The organism is Mycolicibacterium pulveris (assembly GCF_010725725.1).
Taxonomy (GTDB): Bacteria; Actinomycetota; Actinomycetes; order Mycobacteriales; family Mycobacteriaceae; genus Mycobacterium; species Mycobacterium pulveris.
In genome coordinates, this window is record NZ_AP022599.1 from 433,516 (window position 1) to 449,332 (window position 15,817).

The window sequence follows — 15,817 nt, forward strand, 5'->3', positions numbered from 1 at the left end:
TCCGAACACCTTTCCTTTGGTCGCAAGTCCACGCTCCCACCAGGTGACGTCCGTCGCACCCTTGAAAATCCGTAGTCGCCATCCACGCAAAACGCCCCGACGTAGACGTCGGGGCGGTTGCGTACCAGTCGGGCCGAGCTATCCCTTGCGGGCCTTGACCGCCTCGGCCAACTGCGGGGTGACCTTGAACAGGTCACCGACGATGCCCAGGTCGGCGATCTCGAAGATCGGCGCCTCCTCGTCCTTGTTCACCGCGATGATCGTCTTCGACGTCTGCATGCCTGCGCGGTGCTGGATGGCACCGGAGATGCCGAGCGCGATGTAGAGCTGTGGCGAAACGGTCTTGCCGGTCTGGCCCACCTGGAACTGACCCGGGTAGTAGCCGGAGTCGACGGCGGCGCGGGAAGCACCGACGGCGCCGCCGAGCGCGTCGGCCAGTTCCTCGACGATCTTGAAGTTCTCCGCGCTGCCGACGCCGCGCCCGCCGGAGACCACGACCGTGGCCTCGGTGAGCTCCGGACGGTCGCCGGCCACCGCGGGTTCGCGCTTGGTGATCTTCGTCGCATTCTCGGCCTGGGCGGGTACCTCGACGCTGACGACCTCGCCGGCGCCCGCGCTCGGCGCGGCCTCCACCGCGCCGGGGCGCACGGTGATGACCGCGAGCTCACCGGTGGCCTCGGCCTCCACGGTGTAGGCGCCACCGAAGATCGAGTGAACGGCCCTGCCGCCCTCCTTGACCTCCACCACGTCGGTCAGCACGCCCGCGCCGGTCCGCGCGGCCAGCCGCCCGGCGATCTCCTTGCCGTCGGCCGTGGCCGCCAACAGCACCGCGGCCGGGCTGGCCGACTCGACCAGCGACGCCAACACGTCCACGTACGGGGTGATGAGGTAGCTCTCCGCGTCATCGGACTCGGCCGTGTAGATCTTGGCCGCGCCGGCCTCTTTGAGCCCCTCGACGAGCGGCTCGGCGGTGCCCGGCTTGCCCACCACGACGGCGGACGGCTCACCCAGAGCGCGGGCGGCGGTGATCAGTTCAGCAGTGACCTTCTTGAGGGCACCGTCGGCGTGCTCGACGAGCACAAGTACTTCTGCCATGAGTTTCTGTGTCTTTCTCCGAAGTCGGGACTAGATGATTTTTTGAGCAACCAGGTACTCGGCGATCTTGGTGCCGCCGTCGCCTTCGTCGGTGACCTTCTCGCCGGCCGTCTTCGGCGGCTTCGGGGTCGAAGAGAGCACCTTCGAACCCGCGTTCTCGACACCGACCTCGTCGGGCTCGACGCCGATCTCGGCGAGCGTCAGCTTGGTCACTTCCTTCTTCTTGGCGGCCATGATGCCCTTGAAGGAGGGGAAGCGCGGTTCGTTGATCTTCTCGTTCACGCTCACCACGGCAGGCAGCGGCGCCTCAAGCGTGAAGACGCCGTCATCGGTCTCGCGCTCGCCGACGACCTTGCCGCCCTCGACCGTCACCTTGCGCAGGTGGGTCAGCTGGGGCAGGCCGAGGTACTCGGCCACGATGGCCGGGACCGCGCCCCCGACACCGTCGGTGGATTCGTTGCCGGCGATGACGAGCTCGGTGCCCTCGATGGTGCCCAGCGCGCGGGCCAGCGCCCACCCGGTCTGCACCATGTCGGAGCCGTGCATGCCGTCGTCGACGAGGTGGACCGCCTTGTCGGCACCCATCGACAAGGCCTTGCGGATGGCCTCGGTGGCGCGCTCGGGTCCGGCTGTGAGCACTGTCACAGTGCTCTCGCCGCCCTCTTTCTCCTTGATCAGCAGCGCTTCTTCGACAGCGCGCTCGTTGATTTCGTCCAGCACGGCGTCGGCGGCCTCACGGTCGAGGGTGAAATCACCATCGGTCAGCTTGCGCTCTGACCATGTGTCTGGGACCTGTTTGATCAGGACCACGATGTTCGTCATGAGTCTGGTTCGTCCTCCTTGAAGAGACCGGGCGGCCGGCCTGCATTACCACGTTTGAAGCAACAAACACCATGTTACTAGCGAGTAACTTACGGTGGTTCGCAGGAACACAATAGCGGGTCGAAGCTTGCGTTCTAGCAGCACGTAGGCGTTGAACCGTTCGCCTGCGCGCCGATAGGGGTTAGCCTGCCTTGCAATGAGCGCATTCGTCACCGGCGGTCCAGACCTGCCCCTCACCGGGGAACGCACGGTTCCGGGCCTGCCGGAGGAGAACTACTGGTTCCGCCGCCATGAGGTCGTGTACCGGCGGCTGGCCGAGCGCTGCGCGGGCCGAGATGTCCTCGAAGCGGGCTGCGGCGAGGGCTACGGCGCCGACCTGATCGCCGATGTGGCGCGACGCGTAATCGGTCTGGACTACGACGAATCGGCGGTCGCCCACGTCCGGGCGCGCTATCCCCGGGTCGAGATGCGCCATGGCAACCTGGCCGAGCTGCCCCTCGCCGACGCCGAGGTCGATGTGGTCGTCAACTTCCAGGTGATCGAACACCTTTGGGACCAAGGACAATTCGTCGCCGAGTGCCTGCGCGTGTTGCGCCCCGGCGGCGCCCTGCTGATGTCGACGCCCAACCGCATCACGTTCTCACCCGGTCGCGACACCCCGGTCAACCCGTTTCACACCCGCGAACTCAATGCGGCCGAACTCACCGAACTGCTGACGACGGCCGGGTTTCGGATGGAGCGCATGTGCGGGGTTTTCCACGGCCCGCGGCTGCTCGAACTCGATGCCCGCCACGGCGGTTCGATCATCGACACCCAGATCGCCCGCGCGTTGGCCGACACACCCTGGCCGACCGACCTGCTCGCCGACGTTGCGTCGGTGCGCACCGACGACTTCGACCTCATCGACTCCGCGGAACGCAACATCGACGACAGCCTCGACCTGGTGGCAATCGCGGTGCGGCCGTGAGTACGTCGCCGGCCGGTGCCCCGGCTCCGGGGATGTTCACGCTTGTGCTGCACACGCATCTGCCGTGGCTAGCCCATCACGGCCGCTGGCCGGTCGGCGAGGAGTGGCTCTACCAGTCGTGGTCGGCGGCCTACCTGCCGCTGATGCGTGTGCTTCGCGGGCTGGCCGCCGAAGGCCGTCGTCACGTGGTGACGCTGGGCATGACACCGGTGGTCACCGCGCAACTCGACGACCCGTACTGCCTCACCGGCATGCACCACTGGTTGGCCAATTGGCAGCTGCGCGCCCTGGAGGCGACGACGCTCGGAGCACCGTTGCGCCAGTTCGGAGTTCGCGAGCTGGCCGAAACCGAACAGGCGATCACCGACTTCGAGACGCTGTGGGCCCACGGTGGTAGCCCGCTGCTGCGTGAGCTGATCGACGCCGAAACCATCGAGTTGCTCGGCGGGCCGTTGGCGCACCCGTTTCAGCCGCTGCTGCATCCGCGGTTGCGCGACTTCGCGTTGCGTGAGGGTCTCGCCGACGCCGCGCTGCGCTTCGCGCACACCCCGCGCGGCATCTGGGCGCCCGAATGCGCGTATGCGCCGGGCATGGAAAACGACTATGCCGCAGCAGGTGTCGGGCATTTCATGGTCGACGGGCCGTCGCTGCACGGTGACACCGCGCTTGGCCGCCCGGTGGCCGGGTCGGATGTCGTCGCATTCGGCCGTGATTTACAGATCAGCTACCGGGTGTGGTCGCCCAAGTCGGGCTATCCCGGCCACCCGGCATACCGCGACTTTCACACCTATGACCACACCACCGGTCTGAAGCCCGCGCGGGTGACCGGGCGCCACGTCGCCTCCGACGACAAGGCGCCCTACGACCCGCAGCGCGCCGACCGCGCAATCGACCACCACGTCGCCGATTTCGTCGATCTGGTGCGCCGTCGGCTCCTCGAGGAGAGCGAACGGATCGGCAGGCCCGCACACGTCATCGCCGCTTTCGACACCGAGCTGTTCGGGCACTGGTGGTATGAGGGTCCGGTGTGGCTGCAGCGGGTGCTGCGGGCACTGCCGCAGGCCGGGGTGCGGGTGGGCACGCTGTCCGACGCGATCGCCGACGGTTTCGTGGGTTCGGCCGTCGAATTGCCGCCCAGCTCATGGGGTTCGGGTAAAGACTGGCATGTGTGGGCCGGTGAGAAGGTCAGCGATCTGGTCCAGTTGAACAGCGAGGTCGTCGACACCGCGCTGTCCACTGTGGACAAGGCGCTCGGCGAGACCAGCCCTCGTGATTTCGTCGCCGATCAGATCCTTCGCGAGACGTTGTTGACCGTATCCAGCGACTGGCCGTTCATGGTGAGCAAGGATTCGGCCGCCGACTATGCGCGCTACCGCGCGCATCTGCACGCCCACGCCACCCGCGAGATCGCCGATGCGGTGGCGTCGGGCCGGCACGAGCACGCCAAGCGGCTGGCCGAGGGATGGAACCGCGCCGACGGGCTTTTCGGCGCGCTGGACGCCAGGCGGTTGCCCCGATGAAGACCCCCTCCTTCGTGGGCGAGCGTGCGTGTCCGAGGCCGACACGCCGTAGATCGGCCGAACTTCACGCACGTCCACTACTTGCGTGTGAGCCCACGCGCCGAACTGAGGACATCGCGTGAAGGTCCTCATGGTGTCTTGGGAGTACCCGCCGGTGGTCGTCGGCGGCCTCGGCCGCCACGTCCACCACCTGGCCACGGCACTGGCTGCGGCCGGACACGAGGTCGTCGTGCTCAGCCGTCGTCCCAGCGACACCGATCCAAGCACCCACCCCACGACCGACGACGTCAGCGAGGGTGTGCGCGTCATCGCCGCCGCACAGGACCCGCACGAGTTCGAGTTCGGCAGCGACATGATGGCCTGGACGCTGGCGATGGGGCATTCGATGGTGCGCGCCGGGTTGGCCATCAAGGGCACCGACACCGAACCCTGGAAGCCGGACGTCGTTCACGCACACGACTGGCTGGTCGCGCACCCGGCGATCGCGCTCGCCGAATACTTCGATGTGCCACTGGTTTCCACCGTCCACGCCACCGAGGCGGGCAGGCACTCCGGTTGGGTGTCGGGGCGGATCAGCCGCCAAGTGCACGCGGTGGAGTCCTGGCTGGTGCACGAATCCGACTCGCTCATCACGTGTTCGGCGTCGATGAGCGACGAGATCACCGAGCTGTTCGGTCCGGGGCTGGCCGAAACCCGGGTGATTCGCAACGGAATCGACGTCGCGCGTTGGCCGTTCGCGCCTCGACGGCCGCGCCAAGGCCCGGCGCGGCTGCTGTATCTGGGCCGGCTCGAGTACGAGAAGGGTATTCACGACGCCATCGCGGCGCTGCCCCGCATCAGGCGCACCCATCCGGGCACCACGCTGACCATCGCCGGCACCGGGACCCAGCAGGCGTGGCTCGTCGAGCAGGCCCGAAAACACAAGGTACTCAGGGCCACATCGTTCGTCGGCCACCTCAACCACGACGACCTGGTCAACCTGCTGCACACCGCGGACGCCGCCGTGCTGCCCAGCCACTACGAACCGTTCGGCATCGTCGCGCTGGAGGCCGCGGCCACGGGCACCCCGTTGGCGACCTCCAACGTCGGCGGCCTGGGCGAGGCGGTGATCAACGGCCAGACGGGGGTGTCCTATCCCCCGCGGGACATCGCGGCCCTGGCCAACGCGGTCCGCACCGTGCTCGACGACCCGCAGGCCGCGCAGAAGATGGCCGTCGCCGCGCGCGAACGCCTCACCTCCGATTTCGACTGGGACGCGGTCGCCGAGGAGACCGCCCAGGTGTACCTTTCGGCCAAACGCGCTGAGCGCCAACCACATCGCAGGCGCCCCATCATCGAGCACGCGCTCCCCGACCGCTGACACCGCCGCCGCGAGTGTGCGTGAACTCGCGGGAAATGACGGCGTGTCGCCCTCTGACACGCACGCTCGCGCACAAGGCGCGTCGGGCCCACGCGCCAAGCAGGTTTAGCGCGACGCTTTCTTGCGCTCGATGTCGGCCAGCGCCGCGGCCAGCTCGGCGCGCTGGGCCGCCGAGGTCTCCCACGCCAGTCGCCGGTTCTTGACCACCTTGGCGGGTGCGCCCACCGCGATCGAGAAGTCCGGGATCTCCCCCTTGACCACCGCGTGCGACCCGAGCACGCAGCCGCGCCCGATCGTGGTGTTGCGCAGCACGGTGACCTTGGTCGCGATCCAGGTGTCCGGCCCGATGCGCACCGGGCCCTTGACGATGCCCTGATCCTTGATCGGCACGTTGATGTCGTCCATCTTGTGGTCAAAATCACAGATGTAGACCCAGTCGGCCATCAGCACCGAATCACCCAGCTCGATGTCGAGGTAGGTGTTGATGACGTTGTCGCGGCCGAGCACCACCTTGTCGCCGAACCGCAGCGAACCCTCGTGACAGCGGATCGTGTTCTTGTCGCCGATATGGACCCACCGCCCGATCTCCATCGTCGACAGCTCGGGGGTGGCCTGGATCTCCACGCCCTTGCCGAGGAACACCATGCCGCGGGTGATGATGTGAGGGTTGGCGAGCTTGAACTTCAACAACCGCCAATAGCGCACCAGATACCACGGGGTGTAGGCGCGGTTGGCCAGCACCCACCGCAACGACGCCATCGTCAAAAACCTTGCCTGGCGCGGGTCTCGCAGCCGCGACCCCCGCCAGCGCTTGTGCAGCGGAGCGCCCCACATGGTCGTCATGGCCGCAAAGCCTACGCCAGCACGTTCGCCCCGAACGGTTACCCTCACGTGGGCTTCACGAACTGCCCCACGGACTTCACAACGGAAGGACCCGGTGTTGCGGCGACTGACCGTGCTGGTGTCGACGACGCTGATCACGGCCGCGTTGGCCGGGTGCGGCAGCACTGACTCGTGGGTGAAGGCACATCCGGCCGAGGGCTGGCCGGCGCAGTACGGCGACGCGCGCAACAGCAGCTACGCGCCGACGCCCGGCGCCGACGCGCTGCGCCTGGAGTGGACCCGCTCGGTCAAGGGCGATCTGTACTCCTCGGTCGCGCTGGGCAACGACGGCTACTCGGGGCTCAACGCACAGACCCCCGCCGGCTGCTCGCTGATGGTGTGGGAAGCCGACAACAACGCCCGCCAGCGCTGGTGCACCCGGCTCGTGCAGGGCGGCGGCACCGCCAGCCCGCTGCTGGACGGGTTCGACAACCTCTACATCGGCCAACCGGGCGCCATCCTGTCCTTTCCCCCGACACAGTGGATCCGCTGGCGCAAGCCCGTGATCGGAATGCCGACCACACCCCGGATTCTGGCGCCCGGGCACCTGCTGGTGGTCACCCACCTCGGCCAGGTGCTGGTGTTCGACGCCCACGAGGGCGTCGTCGTGGGAACGCCGCTGGACCTGGTGGCGGGCATCGACCCGAAGGACTCCGAACGCGGGCTGGCCGACTGCCAACCGGCCCGCGCCCGCTGCCCGGTGGCCGCCGCGCCGGCATTCACGCCGACGCCCGGGCTCATCGTGCTGGGCCTGTGGGAACCCGACGCCGACGCGCCGATCCTCGTCGGGTTGCGGTACCGGCCCGACCAGACCCCGCTTCTGACCCGCGAATGGACCAGCGACGCCGTCGGCGGCGGCCCGTTGGCCAGCCCCGTCTTCTCCGCGGACGGCTCGACTGTGTACGTCAACGGCCGCGACGAGCAGCTGTGGGCGCTGAACTCCGCCGACGGCAGCCCGAAGTGGTCGGTTCCGTTGGATTACCTAGCGCAGACGCCGCCCTCGGTGTCGCCGGACGGGCTGATCGTCGCCGGCGGCGGTCCCGGCGCGAAGCTGGTCGGCATCAACGACGCCGGCGACAAGGCCGAGGTGAGCTGGGCCCGCGACGACGTCACCACGCTGTCGACGGCCAGCCAGGCGGGTCCCGACGTGGCCTACACCGTGGTCCGAGACGGCGAGGACGGCCTGGCGCTGATGGTGTTCGACCCCGCCGACGGACACACCGTCAACCGCTACCCGCTGCCTCGGGGCACCGGGTGGCCCGTCGGCGTCTCGATCGGCAAGGACCGCCGCGTCGTCACCGCGACCAGTGACGGGATGGTCTACGGGTTCGCGCCCGCTTAGAGCGCCAGCATGGGCGCGACGACCGTACGCGGCACCGACGCCTGCACCGGTCCCGCCGAGTCCGGCAGCAACGAGCCCTGCGTGAAGAAGAAGATCAGCGCGTCGTCGGTCAACGCGAAGTGCTGGTAGTTGGCCGGGTCCTTGCCGGCGCCCGGCGACGCGGGCACGACCGTGCCGTACTCGTTCTGCAGATACCGGTCGACCTCGGGGTAGATCACCTCGAGCGGATCGCTGTCCGGTTTGAACAAGGTGTCGAACGTGATCGGCGCCTTCTTGCCGACGTCCCAGTTGAACGCCTGGAAGAAGGTTTGCGGCTGCACCCCGCCGACGTTCTGCCACACGGTGAACACCAGGCTCCTGGTGCCCGCGTCCGGCGGGCCCGAACGATAGCTGGTGCCGGTGGCGTCCAGTTCGTAAGGCAGGTTGTACGAGTCGGGCATTCCCGCGACGTTGACGAAGCCGTCCCGGGTCTGGGTCAGATAAGCGACCACCGGCGCGGGATCCGGATAGTCGTTGGGGAACGTGAAGTCGAGCTGGTAGGTCGGCCCCTCGGCGTGCACCCGGCACACCTGGTCGGCGTCCACCACACCACCGAGGTCTTGGCAGGCGGTCTGCGCCGATGCCACCGGTGAACCGATGGCGCCGACGACGACACCCGCTGCCAGCAGAGCAGTCATTGAGAGTGTGCGCATCGTCGGACATCCTTGCAGCCGGCCCCGGCACCCACGCCGGCGCGTCAAGAACCAGGGTACGTAACCGCTCACCGCGACGGACGGCAAATGAATACCGTTGCCCGGCTTGCGGGGCCGCTTCCGAGCCGGGTGATGATTGCCGAGGCGGTGGTCGACCCGCGCAGCCGCAACCGCGACCGCAACCGGTCCGGGTCCACGTCGACGCCGCGTACCAGGATTTCCAATGCGCCGACGTCACGCGCTGAAAGTGCCTGGCGCAGTCGCCGTTCGCTGTAGTCGATTTGCTCGAGCACTTCGAAACCGCGCACGCCGTCGGGCAGTCGGTCCCCCGACAGGTAGGCGATGGCACGGTCGAGTTGCCACAGCCCGTGCCGGGCAGCGTAGTGCCGCACCAGGCCCGCGCGCACGACGGCACCGTCGGGATCGACGATCCACCGGCCCGCCGGCGCTACCGCACAGTCGTCGGGCTCGGCGTCGGTGATCTGCTCGCCGGTGTCGAGAATCGTGGCACGCCGACTGACCCCGGCCTGTGCCAGGTTCATCGACCACAGACAGGCCTCCCGCACACTGCCCGCCAGGGAGGTCACCTCGATTTCGCCGGCGAAGCCGAGCTGCCGAACTGCGGTGAAATCTATTCCAGGGGCGCATTTTACGACAACGGCATGATCGCGGTACACCTCGAGCAACGCATCCAGTGCGGGGGTGTGGTCGCGCGGGTCGAATCGGCGTCGCCCGCCGCGCCGCCGCGCCGGATCGAGCAGCACGACGGCACCGCGGGTGATCGGCCGCAGCGCATCGGCGCGGCACAGACTGACATCGGGCACGTTATGGTGTGCCATCGCCAACCGGACCGGATCGATGTCGCTGCCGACCAGGAGGGCGGCTGAATCCGCTAGCGCAGCAAGCTCTGTGCCGATCGAACAGGTGGCGTCGTGCACCCGTTGCCCGACCAGCCGTCGGGCACGATGGCGCGCCACCGGTTCGGCGGTGGCCTGCTGCAACGCCTCGTCGGTGAACAGCCAATCCTCCGCATGGGACAGTTTGGCCGCGGCCTTGCGGCGCAACACCGTCGTCTCCACCAGCGCCGCGGCGTGCTCACCGAAACGTTCACGCGCCCAGGCGATGTCGGACACCAGGGTGGAATCGGTCAGCGCCAGCCGCCCGACCTCGCGCAACGCCTGCGCGCCGGCGTCACTGCGCAGGTAGCCGACCTGCGGGAGGTCGAACTTCAGGACGGTTTGACCCCGGTCACCATCACGTTGTAGAACCAGCTCTTCGGCACGACCCGCCGCCAGATGTTGTCGTCGACCCAGCTCAACGTGATCCAACTGTTGAACGCGAACTTGGCGTAGCCCCATCCCAACCGGCCCGGGGGAACCGCGGCCTCGAACGTGCGCAGCGGCCAGCCCAGCATGGCGGCAGTGAATTCGGTTGTGGTGCTGGATACCTCGACAGCCCCGGCGTTGTGCGCCATCCGTTCCAGATCACTGGGATCGAAGGTGTGCAGGTCGACGACCGCCTCCAGCGCCGCGGCGCGCGAGGACTCGTCGAGTTCGGCCTGGGGCCGGCGCCAGCCGCCGAGGCCGGGCAGCCTGGTCAGGTTCGTCACCGCGCGCCACGTCAGCGTCGACAACGGCCTGGCGTAGCTCTCCCCCGCGTTGGTCGGCTCACCGGCGAACACGAACCGGCCGCCGGGCTTGAGCACCCGGATCACCTCGCGCAGCGACAGCTCCACGTCGGGGATGTGATGCAGCACCGCGTGGCCGACGACCAGGTCGAACGTGTCGTCGTCGTACGGGATGCCCTCGGCGTCGGCGACCCGGCCGTCGATCTCGAGGCCGAGGTTCTCGCCGTTGCGGGTGGCGACCTTGACCATGCCGGGGGACAGATCGGTCACCGAGCCGCGCCGCGCGACGCCGGCCTGGATCAGGTTGAGCAGGAAGAATCCGCTGCCGCAGCCGAGTTCGAGCGCGCGGTCGTACGGCAGGTTGCGCAGCTCCTGCTCGGGCACCGTCGCGTCGAACAGGTCGCGCGCGTAGTCCACGCACCGCTTGTCATAGGAGATCGACCACTTGTCGTCGTAGCTTTCGGCTTCCCAGTCGTGGTAGAGCACCTGCGCCAGCTTGGAGTCGTGGCGAGCGGCCTCCACCTGCTCCGCGGTGGCGTGCGGATTAGGCGCCGGTTCGGCGGCGACGTCGGATCGCGCGCCGGGTTCGTCGAAGCTCATGGCAGGCAGCCTAGACGGCGAAGCTGGCCTTGGCCGCAGCCAGTACCTGCGGCGGATACTCGGCGAACCGGGCGGCCCAGGCCACCGCGGCGTCGTAGACGTCGTCGGGCGCCACCATCTGGTCGATCAGGCCGAGCGCCAACGCCTCCTTGGCGTCGACGAACCGGCCGCTGAACACCAGGTCTTTGGCCTTGCTCGCGCCGACCGCGCGGGTCAGCCGCGACGTGCCGCCGGCGGGCACCAACCCGGCGAGGATCTCCGGCACGCCGAACTTGACGTTGTCGCCCGCGACCCGCCAGTCCGCGCCAAGCGCGAGGGTGAGCCCGCCGCCGAGCGCGTATCCGGTGATCGCCGCGACGGTGGGTTTGGGCACGGCGGCCAGCGCGTCGACGGCCGCCCGGCAGTGCTCGGCGGCGACGGCGGCCTCGGCGGGGCTCAGGGTCCGGCGCTCTCGTACGTCGTCGCCCGCCGAGAAGATCTCGTGCCCGCCGAAGACGACGACGGCGTGCACGTCGTCGCGGCGGCCGAGCGCTGCCGCCGCGGCGGCGATCTCGCGGTACATCTGGCGCGTCAGCGCGTTGGTCGGCGGCCGCGACAGCAGCAGCGTGGCGACGGCGGGCTGCTGATCGCCGGTGTGGATGCTGACGAACTCGTTCATGCCAACGGTGCGCCGGGCGTGTAGTTGTCGGGGGAGCGGTGGTTGCGGGCCGCGTTGTAGCGGTCGCTGTCGAAGAACTCGATCTCCCAGTTGCCGTTCTCGGCGGCCAGATGTGGCTCGATCGCCACGATTTGGCGTTCCACGGCAAGCACTTCGGCGACCGTCCGGCCCGCCAACGAGTCCAGTTGCGTCCACGTCGGCGGCAGCAGGAATGTCTTGGAATCCGCGAAGTCCTGAAGCGCTTCCTCGGGCGTGATCCAGCCGGCCGATTCGGCTTCGGTGTTCTCGCCGTCGGCGCGCTGCCCCTGCGGCAGTGCCGCGACGAAGAAGTAGGTGTCGTAGCGGCGGGTGCGCTCCTCTTTCGGCGTCACCCAGTTGGCCCATGGCCGAAGCAGATCCGCGCGTAGCACCAGCTTTTCGGTGCGCAGGAAGTCGGCGAACGACAGCGAACGGTCCACCAGCGCCTGGCGTTCGGCGCGGTACACCGACGCATCGTCGACGAGCACATCGGAGTCGTCGGCGGCGCCGGCGAACAGCACACCGGACTCTTCGAACGTCTCGCGCGCGGCCGCGCACACCAGCGCCCTGGCCAGCTCGACGTCCACGCCGAGCCGCTCGGCCCACCATGACGGCTCGGGACCCATCCATGCGATGTCGGCGCTGCGGTCGCGGTCGTCGACCCCGCCGCCGGGAAACACCATCACCCCGCCGACGAACTCCATCGCCGAGTGCCGCCGCATCAGAAACACCTCGACTCCGCGGCCCCCGCCGGGATCCTTGTCGCGGATCAGCATCACGGTGGCGGCGGGCCGCGGCGTCAGCGGTTGCTCGGTCATGCACGCCTCCTATGTGCCGCGCGGGAACGGGTGCGGCGGGCGAAGTAACGCCCGTCGATGACGTCGACGGCGATGGACTGCCCGAACGCCTTCGACAGGTTCTCCGCCGTCAACACGTCGGGCAGCAGGCCCGAGGCGACCTCCTGGCCCTCGGCCAGGATCAGGCAGTGCGTGAAGCCGGGCGGGATCTCCTCGACGTGGTGGGTCACCAGCACCAGCGCCGGCGCATCCGGATCGGCGGCCAAATCGGCCAGCCGGGCGACCAGTTCCTCGCGGCCGCCCAGATCCAGGCCGGCCGCGGGTTCGTCGAGCAGCAGCAGCTCGGGGTCGGTCATCATCGACCGCGCGATGAGCACCCGTTTGCGCTCGCCCTCCGACAATGTGCCGTAGGTGCGTTCGGCCAGATGCTCGGCCCCCACGCTCTCCAGGATGTCGACGGCCTGGTGGTAGTCCACCTCGTCGTAGCGTTCGCGCCACCGGCCCATCACCGAGTAGCCGGCCGAGACCACCAGATCCCGCACCAGCTCGCCCTCAGGCACCCGCTGCGCCAGAGCGGAGCTGCTCAGGCCGATGCGCGACCGCAGTTCGACCGTGTCGACGCGGCCGAGCCGCTCACCGAGCACATAGGCCGTGCCCGACGACGGATGTTCCATCGCGGCGGCGATGCGCAGCAACGACGTCTTGCCCGCACCGTTGGGGCCGACTATCACCCAGCGTTCGTCGAGCTCGACCGACCACGTGATCGGTCCGACGAGGACCTGGCCGCCGCGCCGCAGGGTGACATTGGCGAAGTCGATCAGCAGGTCGGGGTCGGCTGCATCCTCGGCGACTGGCACCCGACCATCGTATTGAAGTGGTGGCTGCGTCAGCTCATGCGGTCACCGCTGGCCATACCCCGGCACAGGCACGACAGCAGTCACCTCGGTCACCGGGTGCACTCCCCGCGAGCAGTGACGATCACCTCGGCCCGCCCGGAACCGACGTCGTACACCAGCCCGGAGATCGGCGTGCCCGCAGGCACCAACGGATCTCGGCTCAGGCGTCGCACGTCGACACGCACCGCCTCGCGTGGATCGTCGAGGCCGTGCTCACCGACCTCGCTTTCCTCCACCCCCAACAACTCTGCCGCGAAGGGCGCCAGTTCGGGCGTCGTGAATCGGGACGTTCCGCAATCGGTGTGGTGCATGACGATGACCTCCACCTCGAGCTCGAGCGCTTCGATATGCGCAACGGTCGCCAGCGCGGCCAAGGTGCGTATGACGTCGGCGTTGACCCGTCCGCCGGCGTTCCTGATCACGACCGCTTCGTCGAGCTGAAGGCCCAGTACGTGGGCGGGGTCAACTCGGTGGTCACAACACGTGATCAAAATCGCCTGTCGCGTCGGCGCAAGTCTGCCGACGGCGCCCCGGTGGGTGGCGGCGTGTTGTTCGTTTCGTCCGGACAGCTCGGTCACAAAGCTCATTCGTCTCCCTCATCGGTCGGTGCTGGACGTGCCGATCATGACCGTGGGAGCCACCCCATCAATAGCAGCGAAAATGCCTACTTCCAGGGGCGATCTCGCCATCGCCCGGCCTGCGCGTCGCGGCGGAATGCGAGCGGCGTGACCCCGGTGAACGTGAGAAAGTGCTTTCGGAAGGTCGCTGCGTCGAGATATCCGACACGAGCGGCGATTTCGCCGACAGACAATTGCGAGGTCTGTAGGAGCCGACGTGCGGACCGCACCCGCGCCTGCTGGAGATAGGTCTGCGGGGATGTTCCGGTTGCCTCGGAGAAGTGGCGCAACAACGTTCTTGTGCTCACATGAAAAATGGCGGCGAGGGCATTGAGGTCGTAGGGCTCGGCCAGATGGTGACGCAGATATCGGCGGACGTCGTCGGCGAGTGATGCGTGCTGAACCACCTTCAGGTCGTCATCGACATAGGGCGCCTGAGATGCGCGATTCTCACTGACGAGGGTGACGCTGGCGGTTTCGTGTGCGGTTTGCTCATCGGCGAAGTTCCGCACCAGGTGCAGAGCCAAGTCCTGGCCTGCGCTGAACGCCCCGGCCGTCAGGACCGGCGGGTCTTCCACGATCATCGACGTGGCGCGCACGTCGATATCGGGATAGCGGCGGGCGAGTTCGGCGGCGAACAACCAGGAGGTGGTCGCTCGGCGGCCATCGAGGGCACCAGCCTCCGCCAGCAGGAAGGTCCCGACGCAGATACTGGCCAGCGGGACCCCTGCGTCGTTCCGCCTTCGTAAAAAGGCGGTCTCGTCGTCGAGTCGGGTCATCCAGTCGGCGACGTCACCGGCATCGAGGAGTCCGAAACCCGGCACGACAACCACGTCAGGGCTCGAGCGCGGAGCGGCGGCGTCGATGACGGTCCCGTTGGCGAGCCGGACCTGACGGCGGCGGACGGAGACGATCCGTGTATCGAACACCCGGTGATCGACTATCCCCTGCACTCGTAGCACAGAATCTGCGACGCCCAGAATGTCGACCAGACCGTACACCTCGGCCGCGTACGCGCCCTCATACGCAAGGACGTCGATCCTGCGTCGGGCGAACACCTTTCGCACCATAACCCCACCTCGACGCACACGGACGGCTGTGGCGAGATCACCCATGAAATGGGGCTGGCTCGCCACTGTTTTCCCGACCGGCGTTCCCCGAGGCTTGCAGGCACACCGCAGAAGGCGAGGTACTCACATGCAGCTGTCCGTGATCTTGTTTGATGGCTTCACCGCACTCGACGTGGTAGGCGGCTACGAGGTGCTGTCCCGGGTCCCCGACATCCAAGTGGAGTTCGTCGCAGAGGAACCGGATCTCATCAGCGCTGACACGCGTCGACTCGGCCTGGCCGCCTATCGCTCGCTGAACGATCTCGAAACGACCGACATTCTCTACGTGCCCGGCGGGCCGGGCGTCGAGCGGCTTCTCGCCGACGACCGGTTTCTGGACCGTCTCGCCGCCCTGCACGCGACGACCACCTGGACGGTCGGGATCTGCAACGGGGTCGGTCTCCTTGGCGCTGCCGGCCTGGTCGAGGGACGCCGAGTCGCGACGAACTGGGGATGGTACGACCGCATCGGCGCCTACGGTGCGATACCGACCGGTGCCCGCTATGAGATCGACGACAAGCTGGTCACCGGCGCGGGCGTGTCGGCGAGCATCGACACCGCGCTGGTGTTGACGAAGGCATTGGCCGGCGAAGAAGTGATGCGGTTGGTGCAACTGGGGATCGAGTATTACCCGGACCCGCCCTCACCCGATACGACAATTCGGGAGGTCGGATCCGACGCACGCGAACTGGTGCTCGCATACGAGGATGCGGTCGCGATTCCACTGCTGACCGAACCGCCCGCCTGGCACACCTACCTTGAGGTTCGCGCCCTCGGGGTTGGCCGCACGGGTTGACTCGGCCATCAATACACCT

The 15,817-nt window shown here is 68.1% G+C and carries 16 protein-coding genes; 5 read left to right on the forward strand and 11 right to left on the reverse strand.

Going from position 1 to position 15,817, the window contains the following annotated elements; all coding sequences use genetic code 11:
• Positions 1-138 precede the first annotated feature (138 nt).
• Together G6N28_RS02400 and G6N28_RS02405 are read right to left on the reverse strand one after the other, a co-directional pair.
• The gene (locus G6N28_RS02400; protein ID WP_163896869.1) at positions 139-1,095 is read right to left on the reverse strand and encodes an electron transfer flavoprotein subunit alpha/FixB family protein; all 957 of its coding nucleotides are present in this window, start codon (positions 1,093-1,095) and stop codon (positions 139-141) included.
• A 30-nt stretch (positions 1,096-1,125) separates the two neighbouring features.
• Positions 1,126-1,917, reverse strand: a complete 792-nt coding sequence (locus G6N28_RS02405; RefSeq protein ID WP_163896870.1) for an electron transfer flavoprotein subunit beta/FixA family protein — start codon at positions 1,915-1,917, stop codon at positions 1,126-1,128.
• 196 nt (positions 1,918-2,113) lie between these two features.
• Between G6N28_RS02405 and G6N28_RS02410 the strand changes: the two genes are divergently transcribed.
• The 3 genes from G6N28_RS02410 to G6N28_RS02420 all read left to right on the forward strand — a co-directional run bounded on the left by G6N28_RS02410 (position 2,114) and on the right by G6N28_RS02420 (position 5,764).
• A complete protein-coding gene (locus G6N28_RS02410) occupies positions 2,114-2,884 on the forward strand; it encodes a class I SAM-dependent methyltransferase (RefSeq protein WP_163896871.1) in 771 nt (256 codons plus the stop codon).
• A gap of 32 nt (positions 2,885-2,916) precedes the next feature.
• Positions 2,917-4,404, forward strand: a complete 1,488-nt coding sequence (locus tag G6N28_RS02415) for a 1,4-alpha-glucan branching protein domain-containing protein (protein ID WP_163905754.1) — start codon at positions 2,917-2,919, stop codon at positions 4,402-4,404.
• Between the two features lie 118 nt (positions 4,405-4,522).
• Positions 4,523-5,764: a glycosyltransferase family 4 protein gene (locus G6N28_RS02420; RefSeq protein ID WP_163896872.1), complete on the forward strand. Its 1,242-nt coding sequence runs from the start codon at positions 4,523-4,525 to the stop codon at positions 5,762-5,764.
• Positions 5,765-5,869: 105 nt separating this feature from the next.
• On the opposite strand, the gene G6N28_RS02425 is transcribed toward G6N28_RS02420, so the two are convergent.
• On the reverse strand, positions 5,870-6,607 hold the full coding sequence (locus tag G6N28_RS02425; RefSeq protein WP_163896873.1) for an acyltransferase: 738 nt from the start codon (positions 6,605-6,607) through the stop codon (positions 5,870-5,872).
• Positions 6,608-6,701: 94 nt separating this feature from the next.
• On the opposite strand from G6N28_RS02425, the gene G6N28_RS02430 reads away from it, so the two are divergent.
• Positions 6,702-7,988 carry a BamB-related PQQ repeat family beta-propellar protein gene (locus tag G6N28_RS02430; protein WP_179962004.1) on the forward strand — a complete coding sequence of 429 codons (1,287 nt, stop codon included), beginning with the start codon at positions 6,702-6,704 and terminating at the stop codon, positions 7,986-7,988.
• On the opposite strand, the gene G6N28_RS02435 is transcribed toward G6N28_RS02430, so the two are convergent.
• The 8 genes from G6N28_RS02435 to G6N28_RS02470 all read right to left on the reverse strand — a co-directional run bounded on the left by G6N28_RS02435 (position 7,985) and on the right by G6N28_RS02470 (position 14,963).
• Positions 7,985-8,680: an esterase gene (locus G6N28_RS02435; protein WP_163896875.1), complete on the reverse strand. Its 696-nt coding sequence runs from the start codon at positions 8,678-8,680 to the stop codon at positions 7,985-7,987. The two genes, G6N28_RS02430 and G6N28_RS02435, sit on opposite strands and share 4 nt — an antisense overlap.
• Before the next feature lie 68 nt (positions 8,681-8,748).
• On the reverse strand, positions 8,749-9,951 hold the full coding sequence (locus G6N28_RS02440) for a class I SAM-dependent methyltransferase (RefSeq protein ID WP_407665005.1): 1,203 nt from the start codon (positions 9,949-9,951) through the stop codon (positions 8,749-8,751).
• Entirely contained in the window at positions 9,909-10,907 is a 999-nt protein-coding gene (locus tag G6N28_RS02445) for a class I SAM-dependent methyltransferase (protein WP_163896876.1), read from the reverse strand. The genes G6N28_RS02440 and G6N28_RS02445 overlap by 43 nt, the downstream gene beginning before the upstream one ends.
• Before the next feature lie 10 nt (positions 10,908-10,917).
• Positions 10,918-11,565 carry an enoyl-CoA hydratase gene (locus G6N28_RS02450; protein WP_163896877.1) on the reverse strand — a complete coding sequence of 216 codons (648 nt, stop codon included), beginning with the start codon at positions 11,563-11,565 and terminating at the stop codon, positions 10,918-10,920.
• Entirely contained in the window at positions 11,562-12,401 is an 840-nt protein-coding gene (locus tag G6N28_RS02455; protein WP_163896878.1) for an NUDIX hydrolase, read from the reverse strand. The genes G6N28_RS02450 and G6N28_RS02455 overlap by 4 nt, the downstream gene beginning before the upstream one ends.
• Entirely contained in the window at positions 12,398-13,237 is an 840-nt protein-coding gene (locus tag G6N28_RS02460; protein ID WP_163896879.1) for an ABC transporter ATP-binding protein, read from the reverse strand. Before G6N28_RS02460 ends, G6N28_RS02455 begins: the two co-directional genes overlap by 4 nt.
• 89 nt (positions 13,238-13,326) lie before the next feature.
• The gene (locus G6N28_RS02465; protein WP_163896880.1) at positions 13,327-13,863 is read right to left on the reverse strand and encodes a carbonic anhydrase; all 537 of its coding nucleotides are present in this window, start codon (positions 13,861-13,863) and stop codon (positions 13,327-13,329) included.
• 77 nt (positions 13,864-13,940) lie between these two features.
• Entirely contained in the window at positions 13,941-14,963 is a 1,023-nt protein-coding gene (locus G6N28_RS02470; RefSeq protein WP_163896881.1) for a GlxA family transcriptional regulator, read from the reverse strand.
• A gap of 127 nt (positions 14,964-15,090) precedes the next feature.
• Here G6N28_RS02470 and G6N28_RS02475 point away from each other — a divergent pair, with 127 nt between their 5' ends.
• Positions 15,091-15,798, forward strand: coding sequence for a DJ-1/PfpI family protein (locus tag G6N28_RS02475; RefSeq protein ID WP_163896882.1), 708 nt, complete (start codon positions 15,091-15,093; stop codon positions 15,796-15,798).
• Positions 15,799-15,817 lie beyond the last annotated feature (19 nt).

Excerpts from the sequence above, each read along its gene's own strand:
- G6N28_RS02400 (WP_163896869.1), bottom strand. The coding sequence starts at position 1,095 with ATGGCAGAAGTACTTGTGCTCGTCGAGCACGCCGACGGTGCCCTCAAG.
- G6N28_RS02405 (WP_163896870.1), bottom strand. The coding sequence starts at position 1,917 with ATGACGAACATCGTGGTCCTGATCAAACAGGTCCCAGACACATGGTCA.
- G6N28_RS02410 (WP_163896871.1), top strand. The coding sequence starts at position 2,114 with ATGAGCGCATTCGTCACCGGCGGTCCAGACCTGCCCCTCACCGGGGAA.
- G6N28_RS02415 (WP_163905754.1), top strand. The coding sequence starts at position 2,917 with ATGTTCACGCTTGTGCTGCACACGCATCTGCCGTGGCTAGCCCATCAC.
- G6N28_RS02425 (WP_163896873.1), bottom strand. The coding sequence starts at position 6,607 with ATGACGACCATGTGGGGCGCTCCGCTGCACAAGCGCTGGCGGGGGTCG.
- G6N28_RS02435 (WP_163896875.1), bottom strand. The coding sequence starts at position 8,680 with ATGCGCACACTCTCAATGACTGCTCTGCTGGCAGCGGGTGTCGTCGTC.
- G6N28_RS02445 (WP_163896876.1), bottom strand. The coding sequence starts at position 10,907 with ATGAGCTTCGACGAACCCGGCGCGCGATCCGACGTCGCCGCCGAACCG.
- G6N28_RS02450 (WP_163896877.1), bottom strand. The coding sequence starts at position 11,565 with ATGAACGAGTTCGTCAGCATCCACACCGGCGATCAGCAGCCCGCCGTC.
- G6N28_RS02455 (WP_163896878.1), bottom strand. The coding sequence starts at position 12,401 with ATGACCGAGCAACCGCTGACGCCGCGGCCCGCCGCCACCGTGATGCTG.
- G6N28_RS02465 (WP_163896880.1), bottom strand. The coding sequence starts at position 13,863 with ATGAGCTTTGTGACCGAGCTGTCCGGACGAAACGAACAACACGCCGCC.
- G6N28_RS02470 (WP_163896881.1), bottom strand. The coding sequence starts at position 14,963 with ATGGTGCGAAAGGTGTTCGCCCGACGCAGGATCGACGTCCTTGCGTAT.
- G6N28_RS02475 (WP_163896882.1), top strand. The coding sequence starts at position 15,091 with ATGCAGCTGTCCGTGATCTTGTTTGATGGCTTCACCGCACTCGACGTG.